Annotated in this window: 18 protein-coding genes and 1 tRNA gene; 9 read left to right on the top strand and 10 right to left on the bottom strand. The window is 40.4% G+C overall.

The annotated features are described in order from the left end of the window. Nucleotides 1-5: 5 nt before the first annotated feature. Together KCG35_RS26935 and KCG35_RS09865 are read right to left on the bottom strand one after the other, a co-directional pair. A complete protein-coding gene (locus tag KCG35_RS26935) occupies nt 6-3,980 on the bottom strand; it encodes an RHS repeat domain-containing protein (RefSeq protein ID WP_215819529.1) in 3,975 nt (1,324 codons plus the stop codon). A 107-nt stretch (nt 3,981-4,087) separates the two neighbouring features. Beyond that, nucleotides 4,088-4,465: a hypothetical protein gene (locus KCG35_RS09865; RefSeq protein WP_215819528.1), complete on the bottom strand. Its 378-nt coding sequence runs from the start codon at nt 4,463-4,465 to the stop codon at nt 4,088-4,090. A 457-nt stretch (nt 4,466-4,922) separates the two neighbouring features. Between KCG35_RS09865 and KCG35_RS09860 the strand changes: the two genes are divergently transcribed. Next, nucleotides 4,923-5,420, top strand: a complete 498-nt coding sequence (locus KCG35_RS09860) for a hypothetical protein (protein WP_215819527.1) — start codon at nt 4,923-4,925, stop codon at nt 5,418-5,420. 136 nt (nt 5,421-5,556) lie between these two features. After that, a tRNA-Ser gene (locus KCG35_RS09855) sits at nt 5,557-5,647 on the top strand. Between the two features lie 101 nt (nt 5,648-5,748). Here KCG35_RS09855 and KCG35_RS09850 read toward each other — a convergent pair. From KCG35_RS09850 to KCG35_RS09840, 3 genes are all read right to left on the bottom strand, one after another. Next, nucleotides 5,749-7,242 carry an NINE protein gene (locus KCG35_RS09850; protein WP_215819526.1) on the bottom strand — a complete coding sequence of 498 codons (1,494 nt, stop codon included), beginning with the start codon at nt 7,240-7,242 and terminating at the stop codon, nt 5,749-5,751. Between the two features lie 271 nt (nt 7,243-7,513). After that, nucleotides 7,514-7,963: a DUF4399 domain-containing protein gene (locus tag KCG35_RS09845; RefSeq protein WP_215819525.1), complete on the bottom strand. Its 450-nt coding sequence runs from the start codon at nt 7,961-7,963 to the stop codon at nt 7,514-7,516. A gap of 408 nt (nt 7,964-8,371) precedes the next feature. Then, nucleotides 8,372-13,249 carry an NAD-glutamate dehydrogenase gene (locus KCG35_RS09840; protein ID WP_215819524.1) on the bottom strand — a complete coding sequence of 1,626 codons (4,878 nt, stop codon included), beginning with the start codon at nt 13,247-13,249 and terminating at the stop codon, nt 8,372-8,374. Between the two features lie 400 nt (nt 13,250-13,649). On the opposite strand from KCG35_RS09840, the gene KCG35_RS09835 reads away from it, so the two are divergent. Genes KCG35_RS09835 through KCG35_RS09810 form a run of 6 tightly spaced genes read left to right on the top strand, consistent with a single transcriptional unit; the run spans nt 13,650 to nt 20,795 of the window. Beyond that, nucleotides 13,650-14,612 (top strand): AAA family ATPase, encoded by a 963-nt coding sequence (locus KCG35_RS09835; protein ID WP_215819523.1) that lies wholly within the window; start codon nt 13,650-13,652, stop codon nt 14,610-14,612. 1 nt (nt 14,613) lies between these two features. Continuing rightward, entirely contained in the window at nt 14,614-15,546 is a 933-nt protein-coding gene (locus tag KCG35_RS09830) for a DUF58 domain-containing protein (RefSeq protein WP_215819522.1), read from the top strand. Further along, nucleotides 15,543-16,058, top strand: a complete 516-nt coding sequence (locus KCG35_RS09825; RefSeq protein ID WP_215819521.1) for a DUF4381 domain-containing protein — start codon at nt 15,543-15,545, stop codon at nt 16,056-16,058. The genes KCG35_RS09830 and KCG35_RS09825 overlap by 4 nt, the downstream gene beginning before the upstream one ends. After that, nucleotides 16,028-17,053 (top strand): vWA domain-containing protein, encoded by a 1,026-nt coding sequence (locus tag KCG35_RS09820; protein WP_215819520.1) that lies wholly within the window; start codon nt 16,028-16,030, stop codon nt 17,051-17,053. The genes KCG35_RS09825 and KCG35_RS09820 overlap by 31 nt, the downstream gene beginning before the upstream one ends. Continuing rightward, a complete protein-coding gene (locus KCG35_RS09815; RefSeq protein ID WP_215819519.1) occupies nt 17,053-19,017 on the top strand; it encodes a VWA domain-containing protein in 1,965 nt (654 codons plus the stop codon). The genes KCG35_RS09820 and KCG35_RS09815 overlap by 1 nt, the downstream gene beginning before the upstream one ends. Further along, complete coding sequence (locus tag KCG35_RS09810; protein WP_215819518.1) at nt 19,011-20,795, top strand: BatD family protein; 1,785 nt, start codon at nt 19,011-19,013, stop codon at nt 20,793-20,795. The genes KCG35_RS09815 and KCG35_RS09810 overlap by 7 nt, the downstream gene beginning before the upstream one ends. Nucleotides 20,796-20,855: 60 nt before the next feature. Here KCG35_RS09810 and KCG35_RS09805 read toward each other — a convergent pair whose 3' ends face one another. The 5 genes from KCG35_RS09805 to KCG35_RS09785 form a co-directional block, all read right to left on the bottom strand. Then, on the bottom strand, nt 20,856-21,509 hold the full coding sequence (locus KCG35_RS09805) for an outer membrane beta-barrel protein (RefSeq protein WP_215819517.1): 654 nt from the start codon (nt 21,507-21,509) through the stop codon (nt 20,856-20,858). A gap of 855 nt (nt 21,510-22,364) precedes the next feature. Further along, the gene (locus KCG35_RS09800; RefSeq protein ID WP_215819516.1) at nt 22,365-23,345 is read right to left on the bottom strand and encodes an ABC transporter substrate-binding protein; all 981 of its coding nucleotides are present in this window, start codon (nt 23,343-23,345) and stop codon (nt 22,365-22,367) included. Nucleotides 23,346-23,606: 261 nt separating this feature from the next. After that, nucleotides 23,607-23,960 (bottom strand): hypothetical protein, encoded by a 354-nt coding sequence (locus KCG35_RS09795; protein WP_215819515.1) that lies wholly within the window; start codon nt 23,958-23,960, stop codon nt 23,607-23,609. A 44-nt stretch (nt 23,961-24,004) separates the two neighbouring features. Beyond that, the gene (locus tag KCG35_RS09790) at nt 24,005-24,370 is read right to left on the bottom strand and encodes a hypothetical protein (protein WP_215819514.1); all 366 of its coding nucleotides are present in this window, start codon (nt 24,368-24,370) and stop codon (nt 24,005-24,007) included. Between the two features lie 173 nt (nt 24,371-24,543). Next, entirely contained in the window at nt 24,544-24,903 is a 360-nt protein-coding gene (locus KCG35_RS09785) for a hypothetical protein (RefSeq protein ID WP_215819513.1), read from the bottom strand. Nucleotides 24,904-25,437: 534 nt separating this feature from the next. On the opposite strand from KCG35_RS09785, the gene KCG35_RS09780 reads away from it, so the two are divergent. Continuing rightward, nucleotides 25,438-26,265 (top strand): HAD-IIB family hydrolase, encoded by an 828-nt coding sequence (locus tag KCG35_RS09780; protein WP_215819512.1) that lies wholly within the window; start codon nt 25,438-25,440, stop codon nt 26,263-26,265. Nucleotides 26,266-26,273 lie beyond the last annotated feature (8 nt).

Genomic DNA, 26,273 nt, shown 5'->3' with positions numbered 1-26,273 from the left:
CTGCATTAATACAACAAGTTATGGAGGATAGGAATCAACACAGCCACATTAAAGGTGGGTTGAGGATCACTACCATCAGGGAGACCATCATTATCGGTATCAGCATCAGTAGGATCTGTTCCAAGCTCAAGCTCTTGTAGATTCGTTAAGCCATCTTGGTCGAGATCTTTACCAGCATCTTTTACTAATGGATCAAATCCATACTTAATTTCATCACTGTCACTAATTCCATCACCATCCGAATCGGCGAGTTCTGGATTCGTTTTTAGGTGGTACTCCTCACCATTCGAAATACCATCACCATCATTATCAGCTAAACCATCAGCTGAATTATTGGCATCATAGCCCCAGTGTTTTTCAATGCAATCAGGCAGCTTGTCTTGGTCTGTATCAGTATCATTGCAGGTTTGACGTTTAGCAATTTGCTGTCCGGCTAAATAAAAATACTCTGTTACATCACCTGACACAGCGTCTTCTTCATAAAGCAACTGTCCCGACTTGTTGTACAGTGTGTAATAGGTATTACCACTTTTATTAAGCGCAGCAACACGGCGATTATAACCATCATAACGGAAGAAAAAGTCAGGATCTGTTTGACAGCTATTGTTGGTTGTATAACAAGCCCGAGCGACATTAAGCCCACTGCCATCATAGCCAAATGTTAATGTGCCATTGCTGGTTACACTACCAACACCGTTATAAGAAAATTGGTAGGATTGGTTTCCAGTTACTTGCTGCAAACGACCCTGTCCATCATAGCCATAATTATAACTTTTATTACCCAACACTTTACGGGTGATATCATTGCGAGAGTTATAACTGTACTGAGCAGAACCCCATTTACCTTGTGCTGCAACAAGACGGTTTAATCCATCATAGCCTAATGTTCGATTATTGAAGCCATAAATCCCATCAGCAATTTTAACCACATTGCCTACAGCATCATATTGATAAGCTAAGTCGACAATTCCACTCGTACCATTCACTTGAATACGGTTTAACCGCTGTCGGTTGGCTTCTTGTGAAACTGTCAGTATCTGACCGTTACCATAGCGTAAACTGGCTAACTGCCCATTAGGATGGTAAGCAATTTGACTGGCATAATGCCCCACAGTAGTCGCCTGGCCTAACGCATTAGGCGTCAATCCAATAACATGCCCACTAGGATAGGTCACTTGAGTTAACACATCACTGGCATTATAAGCATACTGAATTGTGTAATTAGCTGAAGCAGACTTGGCTTTAAGTGTCGCTATTTCTTTAACCAAGTTGTTGTGCGCATCATAGGTATACTGCCAACTAACCTGTTCATTATTCACCTGAGTGACATTTCCCAGCGCATCATATTGATAATGTACATCAGGTGTACCTGAACTGTTCGCGGGATAAAATAACCCTGTTAATCGATAAAGATTATCGTACTGGTAACGGTATGTACCGCCAGCACCTACCCGTTTGCGGGTAACATTACCCACATTGTCATAGTAATACTGTGTCACACCAATCTCAGGATTAATTTCCTGGTCAAGCATCAATTTGGTGTTGTACTTAAATTGTCGGGTTATTCCTCCTTGAGAAACAGCAGTGACCATACCCAATGGGTTACGACTAATAACCGTCGACATCCCTTCAGGTGCATCAATTTTAGTAATTTCTTTTTGCCCAGGATCACCATACCCCACATAGGTCGTTTTAGTCACCCGCCCTTTCGCATCTTTTATTTGTAGTGTATTACCCTGATAGGTATAGGTTTCGGCGGAACCCTCAGGAAACTGCTTACGAATCATGCGACCTAATGGGTCATAGCTCATACTGATATATTTAGCGGGATTATGCCCATAAGCAGGATAACTAATGGCTGTTTTTCTCCCTAAAATATTATACTTAGTTACCTGTGAAATGGTTTTACCACTACCAGTCTGTACTGTCTTATATGGCAAACCTAATGCATTGAAGTAAGTACTTTGCATCAAACCGCCACGACGAACTGTTTTGGTTAAACCATTCCCTTCATAGTTATAACCTATAGTTACCTGACCTGATTGTCCTTTGGGTGGCGTTACTTTTACCAACCGGTTCATAGGATCATAAGTAAAGTGTGTTGTATATCCTCGCTCATTAGTTTCGCTGGCAACGGTTCCTGTAGCATTGACCTTTCTAGTAACTGATGCACCATCAGGGCGAATCTCTTTGCGTGGCACACCTCGATAATAATCCTGCAAGTGTTGTACCTTGCCATTGGCATCGGTGATACTGGCTATATTGCCATTACTATAAGTGTACTTGGTAACCACACCATTTTTATTTATTTGCGTAGGCAGTCCCTGCACATTATAAGTGTAATTTGTTTTACTAAGATTATTGATATTTTCAGATGAAACTAAATGAACCATCCAGTGATTGGCTGGCTTATGGTAAGTATATTTATAGGTTCGTGTGCCCTGACCTTTTTCGACTACAGTCTGCGCGTTTCCAAACTGATCATAGTCACTATAGTTTGTAGTGTATTCCTGACCATCTTGGCGGACTGTTTTTTTGACCAGTACAGGTGCATAAGTTTCTTTATCTACTATGTGCCCTAACGGTCTCCATCGAACTTCATTTTGATTAGAAATAAGCAATTTATCCCAAGTATATTGTTCTTCTCTTAAAGCTGTTTGACCACAATTATTGCCATTTTTAGCAAAAACCTCCTTTTTCTCCAGGTTACCTACTGTCCATAAACCACGGTCGACCCAGTTTAGGCCTCCATCAATAGTTTTATGCCCAACATGTGAATAACGTTCACAGTAGTCAGGGCCTTTCACCCATGTTTCATCTAATTTTTTGGAGGCTTGCTTGTAAGTATAAAACCACGTTTGAGATCCAATACCTGGAACTTTTAATGTCTTTTCTGCAACTACATGAGAGTTTGCTGAATCCCAAAAGCTCATTCGCTGGATATTATATTTATACGTAGTTTCAAGACCTAATGGGCTAGTCACCTTAGTCAATGAACGGTAGTTTCCGTTTCTTAAGTCACCTATCGGACCTCGGTTTGTATCATATTGATATTGCCATAGCTTACCATCAGGTCGTTTTACAGAGGTTAAAAAAAATGGTTTCTTTTCTTTCGGGAGAAACCTTACTGGGCGACCATTTATAAAGCTGGGTACTTCTTCATAATGGTATTGAACAGTCCGACCATCATTGGTGGATACCTGCTTTAGCATTAGCAAATCATCATAGGTAAACGTTAAAGTTCGACCATCATTTGCTTTAATAGATTCTAAGTAAATTAAGTGGTGAGAGTTCTCTTTATAGTTTAATGTAAGAAAGTTTCCCTTCGTATCTGATATTTTGGAAGCATAATAAACTTTTTTACCACCTGGCAAACGACCATATATATCAAAGATATACTCTAAGCCATCAGGCGAATAAACTTTTAGGCCTCCCTTCTTTCTACTATGATTACGTGGGAGGCATTTTGCAATCCATTGACTTTTTGTTTTATATGCATATTCCTTGGAGTTGGAATTCAATAAGACAGAGCGCCCACCTTCAGGCATCTGAAGAACTGGGTTATACCTAAAGTGAACATAATTTTTCCTACAACTAGATGGTGAGTTTGAATGGTTTAAAAATGCATTTGTCAATATCCGACCAAAGTGAATATCCCAACCTAACCCTACTGATGTCTTACCAAGCATCCGGTCTTCAATTAAGTCTTCACTTTGTTTTTTCGTGTAAACTCGATGAACTTTGATATCAAAACCACCATTACCTGGCATTACCAAATCAATATAATGCCGTTGTAATATTCCGGTAAAGGGATCAATTGATTCATTGACATTATCGTTAATATTTGTTCTTACCGCTCCTGTATTAGGCTGTTGGTAGTCCCCCAGAATAGCCTCATTCTCTTCCTCAGCATAGACATGCCCCCAATTAAAGCAAAGCGAAGCTACTATAAAACAACTTAATTTCACGCTTTTAAACACAAAAACTCCTTACCTACCCCTTCTGTCAGCTAGCATAATATATTTATGCTATGCCTAACGATTAAATTTCCTTTGGCTTAACACTTAGCAGCTTAATTTTATTTAATTTATTGTATTATGATTCCATCAACGATGGTAGCCCCCCAGCTATCACAACGACCACTAGAATAAACCCTCACACTTTTCCCTGAAGATTGCGCTGTCAGCAACATTGAGAACATTCTATCCATATGTTTCTCATTACCCGATAAATGATAAAGTGTTTTACTAGAGCAATTGGAAATTGCGCTTTCTGGAAAATTGAAAAATATTTGTTCTGGAAACGGACTATTATCCCCTGTTGGTTGTAAATTAATTTCAGTAACTTGACCAGCTGTACTCCAGGTACCGGCCTGACACACGCTAAAAAACATTAACCCATACAATACTACAAGCACTTTTATCATTTGAGTTTTCATTTTTATCTCTTTAGCTATTTTGTTCATCAATTACCCCAGCTAAAACTATTAACACATATCAATAAGCTGACACGATGCCATAATTGATAGTTTTAAGGGATAACTAGCACTTGATGAAAGCAATTCAATCTGCGTAAATTAGCATAACCTAAAATCTCAATAAAAATTCCTAAAAAGGCTCTCGAAGGATACTAAAAGCCTGAATATTACCACTAAAGCACCCCTAGCAAAAGGTATAAATACACTGCATAATGGCCTTAATCATTATTTCTGTACTATCTTTGACTTAAACTAATAAGAGTTATTTATTGCTATGCGCGTAACCCAAAAAATTCTATTAGCAGTTTGTTTCAGTATTACTCTGACACCCGTCCTAGCAAGTGAATGTTTCACCCCATCCCCCCTTAACAAGAAGTCAGGTCAAGTCTTTGAAGAGATAAAACCGGTTAAACTTACTAACAAGCAAACCCACAACATTCGCAACATGTTTAAAAATTTGCACGGTAACTGGCGTGGCACAGCGACAGGCTTCTTTTGTTTAGGAACAGAAAAAAAACCTCGACAAAAACCAGATAATTATAGCCTTAAAGCTGGCGTGGATGTCTTCAGACAACAAGATATTGAAATCACTGCAGATATGGAATCAATCGCTCAAAGTAAACAACGTACAGAAACCTTTCGTCTTTTTTCCAGTAATGGTTTTTTACGCTACAACCGAAATCACCCTGCAGGAGATGTAAAGGTAAACAATATCAGTCGAAATGAGATATCCTTTACACAACATAGCCAAATAAGGCTGCATCCTAAAAGTACTCTAACTGAGGATGGTGTAAAAAGTAACGTTAATAACAATGGTGGTACGGCTAGAAGAGAAATTATAACAACCCTCAAACGGACTTATAAGAATATACAAATCGAGTACAAAGTGTACTCAAACGGGGTACTAAGCTCTGTTAGTTCGTGGAACCTAAAAAAGCGGTGACTAATCCATCAATAGATATAAATTATCAAAAAAATACAATTAACACATATAAACTATAAGTCAATTGCATTTGCCTTTTACCCGTATTTGTTATACATTAGCGCGCCGTTGCCCGACGTCATTGGGCAGCGCATCTGGTGAGGTGTCCGAGTGGCTGAAGGAGCACGCCTGGAAAGTGTGTATACGTTAACAGCGTATCGAGGGTTCGAATCCCTCCCTCACCGCCAAATCAAGATTTTCCGATAACAACTGTCCCTAGCAGCATAACAAGCTAAATCCCCTATTTGTTATATTTCCCTCAATTTTCTTGAATTGCTCAATGCAAAACCTATTGAACCTTAAAGCTTTTAATCACCTGCTGTAAGGTTGGTTTGTTTCTATTCATCCGCGATTTAAGTGTCCAACTGACCAGTTGAAAATACTCTTCATCATTTTGTGCCACGACTAGATAGTAATAGATATTAACCCGTTGAGTTCGTCCCACAATTTCATAACTCAATGCGGGTTGTCCATTAACCTCAAGACTTGTTGGCCCAGCGATTAGCTCTGATTGCTCTAGGCTGCTTAAAATAATATTAGAAACAAGCTCACCATACTCCCGAACACTAATAGACTCTTCAAAATCTATTTTAGATTCTGCTAACACAATCAGATAATTTTCATCCCTGAGCTGAGCAGCCTGCAGTACGGCTTCTTCATTTAATTGCTTAATCACGTTCCATCGGGAAGGCACTGTCACAGATAGGCGCCCATCAGCAGAAATAATGTCTTTTACTCCATCCCCGGAATCATCAGAAGCACGGCATTCACTAGGCCTAAACTTAGGTTCTAGACTACCACCAGAGCAATCCCATTCGACCCATCCATTAACTAACGAAGGGCGATAAACAATGGTTTGACTTGGTTGATGCGTGATTTCTTTACGAAATTGAATCGTTAATAATCCACCTTTTGAGACACGAATGGACGACACAATTTCATTATTAATAGTTTCAGGCAAACCTGCTTGCGTATTACTCTCTGGAAACACATTATTTGCCCGAATAAACAGTGATAGCTGCTCTCGTGCTTGTTCAGAGAAGGTTAGACCTTCTCTCACTTTGGCACGTACTACGTAATCTTGATAAGCAGGAATTGCAATGGCTGCCAATATTCCTACAATCACAATAACGGCAAGTATGCCACCAATAATTGCCGCAATGGGCGTTGATGTTGGCACATTACCATAACGACGTAACCAGCTCTCTTTAGGAGTACATAAGAATACGATACCTTCTATGATCGAAATAATGAACGATAAGCCCGTCCCCATCAACAAAATATAAAATATTCCCCACCAATGCCCCAAATAAAATCGGTGAATGCCCAAAAAACCACAAAAAATAGCCAATAAACCTGCCACATATTTACTTTTAGCTTTCCCAATAATTTGTCCTGTACCACAAGCGGGACAAAAAGAAGCATTAACACTTATTTGCGCACCACATTGACGGCAAAAAACGCGCCGACTAATATCAACATCAACTTGCGGTGAACGATAAACATTGCCTTCATCTGACCTGGATTCACCCGCCTGACTAGCAGCCTCAGCGTGCTTTTCAGTATTTTCTTGTTCAACAAACGTGAGTGGAGGCGCTGAGGGTGGTACTTCTTCCTTAATAGAAACCATAAATCCTGTTTGGCTAAGACTATCACTGTACTTTTGAGCTGCAGCTTTATCTAGTTTGCGCTTAATAACAACTTCTTGCTTTGTAAGTAGATGATCGAGTGTTTGCTTATCTAATTTAAGCATACCAGCCAGTTTGACTTTGGCAGTAGCCACATCAACACCTGGATAACATTTATTCAATAAAACAAGAGAGTAAAGTGCATGCATAACACAACACTATCCAAAACAAAGAAATTGTGCGATGAGTATAGCATAGTTACCCACCAAAATTTGGTGAGAAAAACGTGAAGGCCACTTTGATAAGCTTTATAGACAGGTGATTATTGTAGTAAGATTAACGATAATAAATGAGTATTTATTTACTATCTTCTAGCGATTAGACAAGTAATCGCCAGAAGTTTTTAAAACGCTAAGCGTTTTCGTTTTACTCTTTAACAGTAATCGTTATTTTTTTTGACATAATGGGCTTATCATGAGGAATGTGTAAATAATTACCCAATAAAAGTTGTAACGTATGTTTTCCTGGTTTTAACGTAATTGTTGTTTCTGTTTGGCCTCCCCCAAAATGTTTAATATGCTCATTTGCGGGTAGTGACTGCTTCATATCGGGTAATTTATCAACATCAATTAATAAATGATGATGCCCTGTACCCTCTTTTTTTATTCCTGCTGGCGCAATCCCCATGCCCTTCAAACCAAATTTTACAGTCACTGTTTTTGAAACAGATTCACCATCCTGAGGGCTAATAAAATAAAGTTTTGCTCCCTCTGGTGCTTTTGAAATCAAGCTTTCTGTACCTGCAAAAGCGGATAATGAGGCTAAGCCCAATGCTAGACCAAACAGAGCCTTTTTTGAGTTTACAATCAGACGCATAATGTTCTCCATGTTGTTAAAAAAATTTTTAACGATCAATGTATCCCAACAAAAAAATTTTAAAATTAGAATATGCTGAGAAATTGTGTACTCTTGCTCGCGCTTCTTTTCCACTTATTATACCCACAAGTCAAGTGGGTATTGACTATTTGAGTACTCACAATAACAAATTATTACAGAATAATACCTCCGTAGAAACACATTCGTAAAAATAGATATTTGTGAATAAGAAAAAGGCAGCTAATGCTGCCCTTATCTTGACTCAATATATACCCTTCACGAAACATTTTTAGGGTTTGTTGTCGGCACTATTCGCCCCCAGTCACTTATTAATATAAGCTCCGCAGGCTTCATCGCTTGACGGCCGCCCCTAAAAACCCTTCGTTTTGGGTATAAGTGAACATTCTGTTAACTTTCTAGTTGGCCACTACGGGCAATATCCGTCAACTCTCTATTCGCTACTGTAAACATCGCCAGTTCAGAAGCTCCCTGGCTACGTAAGTCGTCTAACATGCTATCCCAGCGTTTGACTAATACTTCATTAGCATCAACCCACTGTTCTATTAACGCAGGGATATCGACGGCTTCAATGGGTCTATTTTGGAGCGTGTTATTCGTTAACAAAACACTCACAGTTAAAGCCCTTTGTAATGAATACAGCTCATCGCGGATACTTTCACGGGCTAGTGATTGCCAATGGTTATCGACGGGTAATTTACCTAACTCCTGAGTAAACCAGTTTAAATGTAAACGCTCCGCCATGGCAAAATAAACACGTGCGACCAGAGGTAAAGGACATTCTGTTTGATCCGCTGCCTGAATAATAGCCAAACCACTCACCACATGGCGAAAACCAATCACTACACCGGCTAATGTATCAGCAACCCCTTGACTGATTAGCTCATTCGTTTCCTCTTGCCAACGTTGACAGGTTTCGTCATTCAGTAACGATGGAAACACTTGAATAAACTCACGCATACGCGGCCCATAATGGGCAACACACGTATTTGGAGACAAATCTGCTCGATGATTGCGGATAAACCAACGAGATGCCCGGCGTAATAAGCGAATTAAATTTTGCATCATTTGCAATTGCACTTCAGCCGCAACATGGTTATCTAATGCTTCAATTTGCTGCCAATACTCACTGACGGCAAAAACATCCCGTGCAATGACAAATGCCTGCGCAATCTCTGCTGCATCTCCTCCCGTTGATAACTGCATACGATGAACAAAGGTGATCCCCATCATATTGATTAAATGATTGGCTAATTGCGTAGAAACAATTTCACGGTGAAGTCGATGCTTGGGAATTTCCTCACCAAAACGCTCAGCAAGGACAGCGGGAAAAGCGGTTAATGCTTCCTGAGCTAGATAAGGATCATCAGGTACAGATGAACTTACCAGCGCATTTTTCAGATCTGATTTACTGTAAGAAATTAATACTGATAATTCTGGGCGCGTCAGACCTTGATTTTGTGTCATACGCTCTGCCAGCGTCTCATCATCTGGCAAGTATTCAATGCGACGATTAAGTTTGCCTTGCGCTTCCAGGTGGTGAATAAAACGCTGATACTCATCGATCTTTTGTTGTGCTTGCCGCTCTTCAAGAGAGATAGCTTGCACCTGTCGATAATTATTCAGCAAAACCAACTCTGCAACTGAATGAGTCATGCTCTCAAGCAATTGATTACGTTGCTTAATGGTCATATCACCATTTGTGACAATACTGTTTAATAGGATTTTGATATTAACTTCGTGGTCAGAACAATCAACACCACCCGCATTGTCTATAAAGTCTGTATTTATGGCACCTGTATTAAGTGCAAACTCTACTCGACCCAGTTGGGTCACGCCCAGATTCCCCCCCTCACCGACTACACGGCAACGAAGGTCAGTCGCATTAATACGCAGTGCATCATTTGCTCTGTCACCCACCTGATTATGCGTCTCTCGCTGTGCTTTAATATACGTACCAATGCCACCATTCCAAATCAAATCAACAGGTGACTTTAACAAGGCATGAATTAATTCATTGGGTGTTAATTTAGCTGCGGTTATAGCAAAGCGTTGCTGCATCTCAGGTGAAATAACTATAGATTTAGCATCTCTGGAGAAAATACCACCACCAGCAGAAATCAATTGCTGATCATAATCGACCCAGCTTGATCGAGGTAAAGCAAACAGTCGTTGCCGTTCAGCAAATGACGCCCCCACATCGGGGTTAGGATCAACAAAAATATGAAGATGATTAAAGGCTGCCACCAGTGCAATTTGCTCTGATAACAGCATTCCATTACCAAATACATCACCAGCCATATCACCAATGCCAAGCACGGAAACTGTCTCACGTTGAACATCAATGCCTTGTTCTCGGAAATGACGCTGTACGGATACCCATGCGCCTCGCGCAGTAATGCCCATTTTTTTATGGTCATAACCAACACTACCACCCGAAGCAAATGCATCCCCCAGCCAAAACTGATATTCATTAGCAATGGCATTGGCAATATCAGAAAAAGTGGCTGTTCCTTTATCCGCCGCCACCACTAAGTATGAATCCTCATCGTCATAACACACCACCTGAGGTGGTTTACTTAATTCGTTAGCCACTAAATTATCAGTTAAATCCAATAACCCACGAATAAATAGCTGATAGCAGGCAATCCCCTCTGCCATAATTGCTTCGCGGTCACCTGTGGGTAACCGTTTAGGCACAAAGCCACCTTTCGCACCCACAGGAACAATCACTGCATTTTTGACTTGTTGTGCTTTCACCAACCCCAATACTTCAGTCCGATAATCTTCTAATCGGTCAGACCAACGTAACCCTCCACGAGCCACTTTTCCGCCACGAAGGTGAACACCTTCAACCCGCGGCGAATAAACAAATATTTCGTATTTAGGATGAGGTAATGGCATTTCAGGGATATGCGTAGGATCAAATTTAAAGGAAATATAAGTCTTAGGCTGTTCACTATTATTCGATTCATTTGCGCCCTGAGACTGAAAAAAGTTTGTACGTAATGTGGCACTGATGACTTCAACATATCGACGTAAAGTGCGATCCTGATTTAAGACATTAACCTCATCCAGTGCAGCATAAATTTGGTATTCAATATCCTGCTGCTGTTGTTGCCGGTGTGCTAATGTACCCTTAAATTCTGGATTAAAACGAATATTAAAAAGTTCAACCAATAACTTAGTAATGACAATGTTTTGAATTAATGTCGACTCAATATAAGGCTGACTCAAACTAAACAGAATCTGTTTTAAATAGCGCGCATAACCTCGTAGCATGGCCACCTGACGCCAATCTAACTGTGCCCCCAGTATCAACCGATTAAAACCATCATTTTCCGCACGTCCAAACCAAATTTCTCGAAAAGCTTCCTGAAAAATGCGATTTACCTGCTGTACATTTATGCTCTGTTGACCATTACCTGATGGTTCAAGCGCATATTCCAAGGTAAAATCATGGGTCCAAAAAACCTCCCCTGAATTTTTACGAATTTTATAAGGATGTTCACTCACCACCCTTAAGCCTAAATTTTCAATAATGGGTATTAAATCAGACAGTGGCAAAGGTTTATTATAATGGTAAACCTTAAAGTGCAATGTGGTTTCCACATCATCAATGGACTGATAAAAACTAATCTCAAGTGGATCATCAGCACTTAATGACTCAAGGTGTCCGACATCAACGACTGCCGTTCGAGGTGAAAATACTTCACGATAGCCCGCAGGAAAACCATCAGCATATTGCACAATAAGATGGTTACCTAACACCTCCCCTTTTGCCTCAAGTAAAGTATCCCGAAACTCATCCTCCCAGGAATACGCAACTTGTATTATTTCATTCGTCAATGTTTGCAAATTATAATTATGCTCATGGTCTGGGTTCACTCTTAAAATAAAGTGTACGCGCGCTAACACTGACTCAGAAAAATAGGTAGTAAACTCTGCATCCTGCACATTGAGCCGATCTTCCAAAATTTGTTGCATTTTTATTCGCAAACGTGTGTTGTACACATCACGAGGAATATAGACCAAGCATGAATAAAACAGTTGATTTTTATCCTGACGAATAAACAGTCTGATTTGACGACGTTCCTGAATTTGTAAAATCCCCAGTGCCGTTTGGTATAGCTCATCAAATGACATTTGAAAAAGCTCTTCTCGCGGCAATACCTGCAATACTTGGTTCAGTTCTTTACCATGATGCGACTTGGGATGAATATGTGATCTCGCGATGACTTGCTTTACTTTTTGACGTAACAACGGAATGTGATGTGGGCTTTGATGATAAACCGGCGAGGTATAAAGACCAAGAATTCTCGCTTCTCCAACCACTTCATCCTGTTCATTTAATTGTTTAATGGAAATGTAGTCTGGATACGCAGGCCGATGAACCGTTGAGCGCTCCCCTGCCTTTGAGAAGCAGACAATTGCTTTGTTACTATAAAAGTCACAATCAACTTGAGATGATAACCTTCCAGATTTTAGCAAACCGTAAGTAGAACCTTTTACAGGTTTAAGGTTTTTTCGTTGTCCTTTTTGCTCAACCGTGAGTTCCTCATAGCCTAAGAACGTAAAGTTATCCTTAATTAACCATTGCAAAAAAGCTTTAATCTCTTGAATATCATCAAGCTTCCCTACAGGACGCTGAGTTATTTGCTCAACCAGCACCGCTACGCGTTTAGTAATTGCTTTATGATCTGTCACAACCAAACGAACATCCGATAAAATGGCTGTTATTTCTTCTTGCAATACTGCTAGCTCGCGCTGACTATCCAGTCGATCAATTTCAAGGTAAAGCACAGCTTCTTTATGTTTAACAGCATCTGTTGCATTTTTGCCAGATAACATCAAATGATGCGCGGGATCGCGTAGGTGATTAAAGACACTATTTTGTAAATAATGAATCGTTGACCCACGCTGATTGAGCGTCATCCGTACCGAGTCAACAATAAAGGGTAAGTCCTGATGCAGTATTTGAATAATCGTGTGCGTAGAGTGCCACCCTTGATGTTCATACTCAGGATTTATAACTGTTATCTTTGGCTGTGAGGGATCATGATATTGGATGTATCGCCAAAGTGATAATGTACTCCCCACAACATCACTTTTATGTAAACGAGCGAGGTCTTCAAAAGCAGTTACTGAAAAAAACTGCTGTGTAAATGCCCTAAGCGGTTCATATTGTTCCTTAGGTACATGATGCTCCAATTCAACGACTAATTTAGCCAAAAAGTCAGCTTTGTTATCCGCAGCAATATAGCCCATACCACTCACTCCAAGAGAAGCTAAACACTACACAAGGTAGCTCAGGGATTAATAACTGGTGAGCAAGGGATAACGAGAGAAGCCCAACTTCAAACAAACATATATTAGCGCGTTGTGTTATCTCATTTTTTCAGTCTTTAGTTGGCACAGTCACCCCAGCCAGCAGCTTTTTCTAGTTAGTCTTGGAATTATAGGGGAACTTTCAAAAGCCACTTAAGTCGTATTTTCCGAACACAACCTGCTATAAAGCAACCCTAAGGAAAGAAACCAAAGTTTGATCCTATTGAAAAACCATAGCATAACCCCCATAGCTAGAAGGATTAAACGCTAAAACATAATTCATTACACGACACCCAGGTTGACACAATGTGTCGTATTAGCATTACAAAGAGAAAGGTGTATGAGTCATCGAGCCGCTATAAATGCTTTACGTGACTATTTAGCTACCGTCATTATTGGACAACAGCATCTCATTGAACGCCTGCTTATGGCTTTATTGGCTGATGGTCACTTACTTGTGGAAGGGGCTCCAGGTTTAGCCAAAACCAAAGCGATCAAAATGCTTGCTACTGGGCTTGAAGCTAATTTTCACCGTATTCAATTTACCCCCGATTTACTGCCTGCGGATGTAACAGGTACTGATATCTATCGTCCTGAAAATGGTACTTTCCAATTTCAACAAGGCCCTATATTTCATAATTTAGTGCTTGCAGATGAAATCAACCGTGCACCCGCTAAAGTTCAATCGGCCCTGCTGGAAGCGATGGCTGAACGCCAGGTGAGTGTAGGCAAACAAACCTATTTACTGCCAGAATTGTTCTTAGTGATGGCAACCCAAAACCCTATCGAACAGGAAGGTACTTACCCTTTACCAGAAGCACAGCTCGATCGCTTTTTATTACATGTATTAATTGACTACCCAGATGCTGCGGCTGAACGTCAAATTTTACAACTGGCACGAGGAGAAGCTAAAAGCCACTCCCCCACACCGCTCTCTGAGCCAGTATCACAAGCCTCTATTTTTGCTGTCCGCCAAGAAATTCTTGATTTACACATGGCGGATAGTGTTATGGAATATATTGTCCAACTTATTCAAGCCAGTCGGCACCCTGCCGAATACGATAAACAAGCTGCTAATTGGATTGAATATGGCGCCAGCCCTCGTGGCACTATTGCTCTTGATCGCTGTGCCAGAACCTACGCCTGGTTAAATGATAAAGATTTTGTGAGCCCTGATGATGTGCAAGCCGTTGTTCATGATGTGTTACGACATCGCCTCCTGCTGTCTTTTGAAGCAGAAGCTGAAGGTATCAGTCCGCAGCAAGTAATAGACAAGCTCATTTCTGTGGTGCCAATAGCTTAATATGACTTATCGAGCCTACTCTTCATTAGATGATCTAATACAACTACGACTACATAGTAAAGAATTGAGCCTGTTTAGGCCGCGAATAGCCAAAAGTGCACTTAGCGGCCAATACCGCTCCAGTCGCAAAGGACGAGGTATCGAGTTTGCCGAAGTGCGTGTCTACCAGCCTGGTGATGATGTTCGCACTATCGACTGGCGCGTAACAGCTCGAAGCCAGGAGCCTCATACCAAAGTTTTTCAAGAAGAACGAGAGCGCCCGGTATTTATTTTGGTCGATCAAAGTCAGTCGCTGTTTTTTGGTAGTCAGGGTGACTTTAAATCAGTCATCGCTGCGGAGGCAGGTTCTGCCATAGCCTGGGCAGCCTTGGCAAATAGTGACCGTGTTGGTGGTATTGTCTTTTCAGAGAAAGGCCATCAGGAAATTAAACCCCGACGCCAAAAGAAAGCTGTACTGCAGTTGCTACATAACATACATGCTTATAATCATGCCTTGAGTATGACCGCTCAGCCTACAGAACCTTCAACCTACTTTGCTGATGTGCTTGGACATACCTGTCGTTTAATAAAACCAGGCTCCACTGTCGCGATTTTTAGCGATTTTCTGCAGTTTTCCGAACGAGCTCGTCAATATTTATCTCGACTTGCCAGCCATAATGATGTGCTCATGTTTCATATTCAGGACCCGCTGGAAAGCCAGTTACCACCTCCAGGTAACTATACCTTTACGGATGGCCAGCACCGCTGTTCATTAAACTCTCAACAAAAACAGTTGCGTCAACGCTTTGCTGAGCAAGCACAACAGCACCAGCAAACCCTGATGACTTTCTGCCGTCGCTATCGGATGACATTTCACCCCCTGACAACACAACACTCAGCTGTTGACCAGCTAAAACAGGTCTTTCATTCACCCTGGAGCAAGCGTGTAGTATGAGTGCTTTAAATCCCCAACTAGCGCAGGCCCTTTCAGACTTAAAACCTTTACACGAACCACCCCCTATAAGCTGGTGGCCGCTATCACCAGGATGGTGGGTATTAGCAATGCTCATCATAGGTGTTGTTGCTTTCTGTGTTTGGTGCCTGCTTCGTTTTTGGCGCCGTTACCAATACCAACGGCACCTCCTGACGGAACTCAACCAAATCTGGCAACACTATCAACAACATCAACAAACAAGCACCTACTTACATCACGCAAACCAGTATTTAAAGCGAACCCTTTTACAAACACAGCCTCGTGCAAATATAGCCTCGCTTTGTGGCCAACAGTGGCTACAAGCCCTTGATCAGGCAAGTCAGTCAAATGCCTTTACTGAAGGTGTTGGTCAAACCCTTGGTGCAATGAGCTACCAACCAAACCCGCACTGTAATACTGAACTGCTACACGCGCTATTAATTAACTGGACCAAAAAAGCATCATGGTTGAACTACACTGGCCCTGGATACTAATTTTATTACCCTTGCCCTGGCTTTGTTATCTGCTGCTCCGACCAGCGCCACGAGAGGAGTCAGCATTGCATGTGCCCTTTTACCAAACAATTACAGAGCTGACGGACAGCTCATCTTCATCGACAGCCTTAAAAAGACGTTGGTCGTTGTTTTTTTTAATACTGATTTGGATTGCCTTACTGCTGGCTGCCAGTCGGCCTCGTTGGGTTGGCGATCCTATACCTTTATCCAGTAATGCACGTGATCTCATGCTTGCCGTCGATTTATCTCGAAGTATGGAAAGAAGAGATTTAACACTTAATGGACAACATGTTGATCGATTGACTGTCGTTAAGTCTGTACTGGATGACTTTTTGACACGCCGCAAAGGGGACCGTTTAGGACTCATCCTATTTGGAAGCCAAGCTTACCTACAGGCACCGCTCACCTTTGACCAAGACACCTTACGTATTTTATTAGAGGAGTCATTTATTGGTATGGCTGGAAGCAATACAGCAATAGGTGATGCTATTGGCTTAGCCATTAAACAATTAAGAAAACGTCCGGCAAAAAGCAGAGTACTGATTCTACTCACAGATGGAAAAAATACAGCAGGTCAGGTAACACCACAGCAAGCTGCACAGCTTGCTATCAAGGAAAAGATCAAAGTCTATACCATTGGTGTAGGTGCTGAGGAAATGATTCGGCCTGGTATTTTAGGCTCCCCTTTTGGTGCAAGACGTATTAATCCCTCTCAAGACTTGGAAGAAGAAACCCTGAAAGACATTGCTAAAATCACAGGTGGCCGCTACTTTCGCGCCAAAAACACCGAACAACTTGAAGATATTTATCAACAACTTGATCAACTAGAACCCGTTGAGCAAGAGGCGCAATTATTTCGCCCTGTTAAAGTACTGCACTACTGGCCACTAGGCTTTGCATTATTGATTAGTTTGATATGGGCTGGCCTCATTCTTGTCCAGTCAAAACAATGGTGGCCAATGAGGAAGTATTGATGGAACTACTCACCCATTTTCACTTTTTACGTCCTGCTTGGTTACTATTGCTTGTTCCTTTAATTCTCCTGGCCATAGCCTTATGGTATGCCAAGCAACAGCAAGGAGCCTGGCAACACGTTATTGCCCCTGAATTGCTGCCCTACCTGGTAGGCAAGCAAATGCAACATTTTCAACAGCACTGGCCACTTATGGGTCTATTCACTGCCTGGTTACTTGCTACCCTCATCCTTGCGGGTCCAAGTTGGAAGCAAATCAGCATCCCCGTGCATCGCAGTGAAACACCCCTGGTCATTGTGGTTGATCAAACTCTTTCAATGTATGCCGAAGATGTTAAGCCAAACCGGCTGGTGGCGACTAAGCGTAAACTTCAAGATCTTTTCAAGTTAAGGAAAGAAGGTCTAACTGGACTTGTCGCCTATTCAGGAGATGCATTTGTCGTCAGTCCACTGACAGAAGATACGAAAACTGTCGCCAACTTAACCAAAGCCCTTCAGCCAGAAATTATGCCAGCGGTAGGAAGCAATGTCGTTGCCGGGATCAAACAGGGCCTGACTTTATTACACCAAGGGAGTAAAGGCCAAGGACATTTGTTATTAATTACAGATGGAGTTACCAGTCAGTCATTATCAGAAATTAATCAGATCCTGGCGGAACAAACCGTATCACTCAGTGTTATTGGTGTAGGTACTGACCAAGGAGCACCTATCAAACTTGGTAACCAAGGTTTATTAAAAGATGATAATGGTGCCATTATTATTGCCAAGCGAAACAGTAAAGTGCTTGCTCGTTTGGCTGAAAAAAATGATGGCGCCTATAGTCACCTAACGCTGACTGATGATGATTTACTCAAAGTGCTTCCAAAAAATAATCGCCAGCAGCATCACCAGGTTGCTCAACAAGGGTTTGACCAATGGCAAGATCAAGGTGTATGGCTTACTCTGCTGCTACTCCCCCTTGCCCTTCTTGCATTTCGGCGTGGCTGGTTAATTACACTGCTATTTTGCTTTTATTTACCTCTGCAGTCACCTTCTGCACAGGCGCTTAGCTGGAAAGATTTGTGGCAAACGCCTGATCAGCAAGGCGCTAATGCCCTGCAACAAAATGATCCTAAACAAGCACAGACGTTATTTGAAGATCCTGCTTGGAAGGCAACTGCGGCCTATAATGCCAACGATTATAAGACAGCAGCAGAATTATTTGGTCAACTTAACTCAGCCTCAGGCTTTTACAATCAAGGCAACAGTCTGGCTAAACAAGGCCAGCTTAAGCCTGCCATTGATGCCTATAAAAAGGCTTTAAAACTCGACCCAAATCATAAAGATGCTCAATACAATAAAGACTTACTTGAAAAGCTATTGCAAAAACAGCAACAGCAACAGCAACAGCAACAGCAACAGCAACAGCAACAGCAACAGCAACAGCAACAGCAACAGCAACAGCAACAGCAACAGCAACAAAAGAATTCATCATCTCAACAGCAGGGTCAACCCTCAAACCAGCAAAATACTGGGCAATCCTCCTCACAGCAATCGGATAATCAGTCTCAAGCTGAGAAGTCCAAAGAAAAGTCACAACCCAAAGGTCAGCAAGCACAACAAAGCCAACCCAATGATCAAAACAATCTCCAAAATGAAAGCCAAGGACAACCAGATCAATCCAAAAAAGCAAGCGTTGATCCGCAGTCTAAACAAGGAAAGCAAAAGGAAAAAAATGAATCATCTGCTGGCGAGAAAGAACAACAAGCAAAGGCCTCACAACCTGACAACTCAAACCCAGAAAATGGTCAGCCTGTCAGTGCTCTAGAGGCTGAATCAGATGATAGTCAAACTGAAAATAAGCAAGCGGTAGAAGGCTGGCTTCGCCAAATACCCGATGATCCAAGTGGCTTGTTACGCCGTAAATTTTTGTACCAACAGCGCATGCGCAATCAACAGCAACAGGAAGATGAGACGCTATGGTAAAACATGACTTCCGTTACGTGTTTTGGTTATACCTTCGCTTAAACCTTTTGCTTTGCTGTGTCGGTGGCTTGGCATTACCTTCTTATGCATCGCTGACCGCATCCGTCGATCGCACCACAATCTCCGAGAATGATACTGTCGAATTAACACTACGCAGTGATAAGCAACAGTTTTTCAATGAGCCTGATTTAACGCCACTTAAAGAACACTTTAGTGTCCTATCCACCCAACAGCGCAGCCAATACCAGTCTGTTAACGGTAAAAGCCAAGCCTGGACAAATTGGATCGTTACCCTTAAACCCAAACGCCGCGGTTATGTGGTTATCCCCCCTATTGAATTAGATGGAGAGCGTAGCCAACCTATTACCCTTGATGTCAAAAAAAGCAACAAAAACATTAAAAATGGTAACGTTGATGTTTTTATGGAGTCACATTTGGATAAAGAAGAGATCTTTGTCCAAGGCCAGGCTTTACTTACAGTACAAATCTTTCACTCAGTACCATTTTACAGTGGCAGTCAAATTACTGAGCTAGATATTCCAGAGGCCATTGTTAAACAAGTGGGTGATCCCCGTAGCTTTGAACGCATTATTAATGGCAAGCGATTTAGGGTTATAGAGGTTCAATACGCTATTTTTCCTCAAAAAAGTGGTGAAATTACTATTCCACAACAAACCTTTACGGCTACAAAAGTTTTCCGTCAGCAGCCTTTTGATCGTTTTTTTAATAGCACACTGGGTAAACCGGTACAGGTTAATTCTGCCCCAATCAATTTATCAGTGCTTCCCACACCAAAAGACTACCCTAAAAAACAGCCCTGGTTGCCAGCATCAGATATCACTCTAAAAGAAAAATGGAGTGGGGAACGTGAACAACTGCAGGTAGGTGACTCTATAACCCGAACTATCACTGTTACGGCTGATGGGATGAGTTCTGCACAACTTCCTCCCCTGCCCACATTAGATATACCTGGATTAAAAACGTATCCAGATCAAACGAAAACAGAAGATCATGCAACAGCCAATGGTATTGTTGGACGCCGGCAAGAATCCGTTGCCATAGTGCCTACCAAGCCAGGCACATACAATCTCCCGGCTATTAAATACACTTGGTTTGATACTGCTCAGCAACGTATTCGAACTGCAAAACTACCTGCAAGAACATTACAGGTTATAGCAGCCCCTGGCAGTCAACAATCAACTAAGCAGCCTAAGAATACAAGTCCTGTTACTACAACCCCTGACCAAGAAAGTCGTGCCAATATCCCACAAAATTCACAGTCAACAGATAATTCGACTGGCTCACCTATTAACGCACCGCAAGCAACAGGGTGGATGTGGTTAACGCTATTATTTGCCACTTTATGGGTCTGTACACTACTACTTTGGTGGTTTAAATCCAAATCTACATCAGGTTCAGAAAATAACTTATCGGTTAAACAAGCTACAGAATCTGAATCATCCGCATTTAACTCATTAAAAGAAGCCTGTCAGCAACATGACTTTCCAATGCTCTGTCAGGTCTTCCTTGTTTGGAGCCAATACCATTTAAATGCCCAACAAGCTACCACGCTCGTTAGTTGCTTACAGTTATGGCAAGATAAAAAGCTAGAACAATTATTTAGCCAATTACAGCAATCTCGGTATGGTAAAAGTACCCTTACTGAAGAACCTAAGCAGCTTTATGAACAGTTGTTACAACAAGTAAAACAACTTCGATCAAACCACGCTCATCAGGAAGACAACGCACTTCCCCCCCTTTACCCACAACCCCAGTAAAAGGTTACATCCAATAAAAAAGGCACCATCAGGTGCCTTTTTTATTGGATATCTTTTGTATTAAAACGTATATTGGACTGAACCACTGATAAAATCGACATCATCACCTTCAACATAACGGTCATCACCAATATTGTTAAAACGTTCGTAATCGAGTCCAAGTGAAAGCTGATTCGTTAAATGAATATTAACCCCTACGCCATACATTAAATCGGTACCACGCTCGTTGTTATCATAAGAAAATACCGCATGATTTACCGAATAACCTGTTGCAGAAGTATCAGACTGCCAGTGGAAAGCCCCGATCATTGCTTTTATATCAAGATATTCATCTGCTGGATAAAGTGTCACTAACTGCAATGCGTAACCTTTAATTTCACGCGAACCATGACCTGTTTCCCAGCTACCTTTATAACCATTTTCTGCATCAGCAGTGGCTTTCCCTAAATCATAATAACCGCCTTGCAATGCAAAAAAGTCATTAAAACGATAGCCAGCAAATGCTTTGTAACCTTGGTCTTTTCGATCACAATCCGTTATTGAGGATGAAATACTTGAGTCAACGCCATCACAACCATCCTGATATTTAGCTAGGCCATAACCACCACCAACATAAAACCCTTCTCGTTTAGGCAAAGAGAAAACATCATCAGCATTTACTGCTGGCGCAATCAAACAAGGTGCTATTAAAAGACCCAGAAGTGTTTTTTTCATAAAATGTACCTATACAACAGCCAGACCACAGCTCGTCAGCTATTCCTTTGACGCTTAGTATTTCCTGTTACGACCCACTTTTTATAAATTTAAAAACTTTTGACATAAGGCCCTCATTTTTAGAAATGGCCCTTCGTTACCTTTAAGAAAAATGTTTCGTAACAGGTGTAATTCTTTCAAATAAAATTTGTGCACCGTATCAATTTAAACAGATTTTATTTAGCTTTTTATATTTCATGCACAAACAAAACGTGAAACCAAAACAGCTATTATATCAACCAAATCACAACAGATTATACTCACTCCAAACTCAAAATATCGCTTATTCTTCGAAATACTTATAACCTGTAATATCTAGCTATTTTTTATCTGGTTTAATTTAACCAAATAATTCAATCAACTGCATAGTTAATATTTATTTTTAATACTTCAATCAAAACAAATAGACAAAAACCCTCAATCTAAAAACAAGAACCACTTCAACTAGCCAACCACTCGACTTTTATTTATAGCCTAAAAGCACATTTAAAAAATGAAACTAAACATTATTTTACGCGATAAAGTACTAACACTGACGCACCAAACAATATCAAGGACAGCGTCAAAACAGATGATATTACCTAAATCAAAATAACTAACAAATTAAATGAGAATCACCTCAAAGACACTTAATTCAGAATGAAAATTAAAGTTTAAGGAACGGAATAACAATATGTTCGACGCCATGAACTGCAAGGATGCGGCAATCAAGCCTCCAGGGAAGGATTCATGGCGTGTTCAAAGGGCGTTATGCAGACGTTGAACAAAGGTGGGGGTAAAGTTATATGCGGTTGCCCTGATAATTACCCTGAATCACTATTCAAGAAACTTAGCAGATAATTGCAGTTCCATAGGTAACGTTAATTGCCATCGCTTCAATTCTTGCTGACTAAAGATTAATTGCCCATGCTCAGGGATAACAGGCAATATTTCTTCAGGTAATGTACCTGCCAGTACTCGCAGTGCCAATTGACCTGCAGCCATTCCTTGTGAGTTACCTGTCATCACATAACCTCCAATCGTTTTTCCTGTACCAACAGCAAAGTCCCACAAGGCAAACAAGGGTACCTGACTGTTTTTTGAGGTCCAGGATAATACTTCTCGGTGATCTACATGTTGTTGCTTATCGAAAATAGTAAAATACAGGCCCACCCAAACGGCATCATAACCTTGATCTTTTGCGGCTAATAAAATTTTACGCCATCTATCAAAATCATTTGTTGAAACAAGATGTATTTCCACACCATTGTATTCCAAACGCTTAGCCCCTTGAAATAGATCTTTAGCGGCATATTTAGACGTTGGGCTATCATCAAACATGATAAGCACGCGCTTCATGCCTGGAATGATCTTTTTCATTTCAATAATTGATCGTCGATATAATGGCCGCTCTAATACACCAGTAATATTCTTGTATTGAAATAATCCTGTCTGTCTTGGATTAGAATTGATACCAAGATAAACAGCTTTATATTTACTTTCCCCTATTTGATCCGCAAGATAACTTAGTGCATTATCATCGCCTAAAATGATGAGTGCTGGATCTACCCGCTTGATAATATCCCATGCAATATCAGCACGAGTGGAAAATTGTTCCTCAGGCAGCCTTTTACTATCCATTTGAAAGGTCACTAAGTTATAATGAGGCAAGCTGTAGCGAAGGGCCAATAACCAGTCCATATCCCAACGATAAGTGGTATGGTAACTTTCAATAACCACAATATCTTTTTCCCCTGCACGAACCTCATTCACGATCAGTACCAGAAGAAACAAGAATAATATGGTTTGAGTGTTCATATTGATCAACCTAAACATAATTACGATGTAATAAACACAAAGTATATATCACAGAGATTAACATTTAGAATGATTTGTATCTTTATTGAGGTATTATTATTTTAATTCCCAAAAAGCAAACATATAATATTTATAAATTTAAGCTATTTTTTACACACAACCTACAATAAACTGTTTTATGCTCACAACATGCATTACAATTCACTGTAGGCGTTTATCAACGTATACCCTTATTTTTAAAGCATAAGGTGTAGTTAAAAACTACTTATTAAACACATTATTGAGTTTAAACTCATTAATAGTTATACGCTTTCCTGTTTTTTTATCGATAACCTTTGGCAGTTTAACTTTAAGCTCCTGCCGAAAAGGCACAATTAGACAATCAGGTCCATCACTTTTTACAATGGTTAAAGTTGCTGGAGTAGTGTCTGTATTAGCATATACCTTAAATAAGCCTGCGTTACAACCATAAACTGCTTCTGTAACAAGTTGGTTACCTTTAACAAAATAACCACCATATAACTCGGTGGATCTTAAACTACTAAGAGCACCTTCTGTGGCCATAACACTGGTTGATAGCAATGCCCCGACAGCCATTAATACTTTAACTTTCACAAATAAATTCCTTTTTGATCAACGTTGTTTTTACTACAAATGTATTAAAACGTTTTTTTAAAAGTATTTGTTAAAACAAACTTATCTGCCACAACAAAACTACCTGTTTCTTTATCCCTGACTTTTGGTAATTTTAATTTAAGTTCATGAGGATAAGGCACCATCATGCAATCTATTCCATCACCCGTTTTCACCACTGTTAACTTAAGAGGATCACGAGTGGTATCAGCATACACCTTGAATAATCCTGCATTGCAAGCATACACGGCAGTGGTAACCAACTCTTCTCCTTGAATAGAAAATCCACCATATAAAGTAGCGGGGCCATAGCCATTTGTCACTGTCACGTCTTGAGCAAATGCTTGAGTAGATAAAACGAAGCATGCGGCGATGAGAGATTTAATTTTCATAGGTTAGTTCCTTCCATTCCATATTAATACTATGTGCACTCTAAAAATGCACTTTTTACGTCAGTATGCTTACACCTTGTAAAACACAGGATTTACTACAAAGACATAGTCCTCCTATGCATCACGAAAGCATACACACAAAAAAAAGTATTTTTTAAAACGAATAATACAGACTACTTACTTATTTTATTTTTCAACGTAAATGATGTAATTGCCTTTAAAGTGCCCTTTTCCTTATTAAAGACTTTAGGTAGTTTAATGCGTAATTCATGGCGATACGGCATCATTCGACAATCAACACCATCATTGGTTTTTACTACTATTAATTCTAAGGGCTGTTTGGATGTATCAACCATTGTCGTATATAAATCAGCATTGCAGGGATACACTGCTTCAGTAACTAACTCATTTTTGTCAATCGAAAAGCCACCATAAAGCGTTACTGGTGCATAACCTTCGCTGACTCCTTCCGCCGAAGCTATGCTTGCTGATACGGCTAATGAGGATAATGCTACAAAAAATATCCTTTTCATTATTTTCTCCTTGCTTGTTAACAGCAGGAGCCATTATAGATACACGCAAAAACAAAACAACCGTATTAATACTTATACGACACCCATCGTTTATAAATATTATGCTGATATACCAATCGTGATTCATTTTTAGAAGTAATAAAAATTATAATACCCACAGCAAAGGGTATATAAAATACAGTCTTAGATCTACACAATTTATTTTAGTGATAACAAATAACAAGCTCGCTTTAATCAAAAGATACAACCGTAATTAAGTTCGTTTAAGGTGGCTGATCGATATTATAAAGCTAACAATAACGTCCATATTTATGCAATAAAAACGCTAACATGGCTATACTTTAATCAAAACCAAAATTCTTAATCACCTACAATCAAACTCTCGTTGCTATGTATAAAATCTTTCTTTGTTTTTTTCGTTTGCCCACTTTTCACTAAGGTCGCCGTTTGATAGCCTTCATAAATATTACAAAAAATAAGCTTATACTGATCTCAGCCTAACGCGTTATTAGCTGTTAGTACCAGGAGGCGAGGTTGAAAAAACTGATTATCTTTACAGATCTGGATGCTACATTACTTGATCATAAGCATTATGAGTTTACAGCTGCGCAGAGTGCCTTAAGCATCATCGCAAGCCATCAAATCCCATTGATTCTCAACACCAGTAAAACGGTCGCAGAAACCCATGAAATCCGTAAAAAGCTGAACATATATCACCCTTTCATAATCGAGAATGGCAGTGGTATCTGTTACCCTTCTGACTATTTTTCAACAGATCAGCGTAATGAAAAAAATAATGACTGGAAAGTCTTATCGCTAGGACAAAGCTATCAGGATATTCTCGATATATTAGCGCATTTTAATCAAATTCAGCCTTTTAACTATCAAAGCTTCAATCAATTAAGTGCTGAACAAATTGCAGAACTCACTGGGCTCTCTGTTCATCAAGCCCATCTCGCTAAGCAGCGCAGTTGTACTGAACCCTTTCTCTGGAAAGATACAGCCGATCATTTAACTGCTTTCATCCAACACCTGCAAAATCACCAATTACATGTTACCCAAGGTGGGCGCTTTTATCACATCAGTTCACCTTGTGACAAAGGAAAAGCTATGCAACAACTGCTTGCAGATTACCAACAAGCCTACCCAACGACTAACTGGCTAAGTATAGCACTTGGTGATAGCCCAAATGATTACCCTATGTTAAAAGCTGCTGATATTGCAGTGGTTATTAAACCATCAACGTCTAAGCCTCCACTTTCACTCACCAACCACCCACAGGTTATCTATACAACCAAACCAGGTCCTGAAGGTTGGCAGCAAGCAATGGAACAACTATTTAACCAATTTGCACTTCACTAAAGGAGATA

This window comes from Zooshikella harenae, assembly GCF_018837975.1.
Taxonomy (GTDB): domain Bacteria; phylum Pseudomonadota; class Gammaproteobacteria; order Pseudomonadales; family Zooshikellaceae; genus Zooshikella; species Zooshikella harenae.
This window is presented reverse-complemented; position numbering and strand designations above follow the sequence as displayed.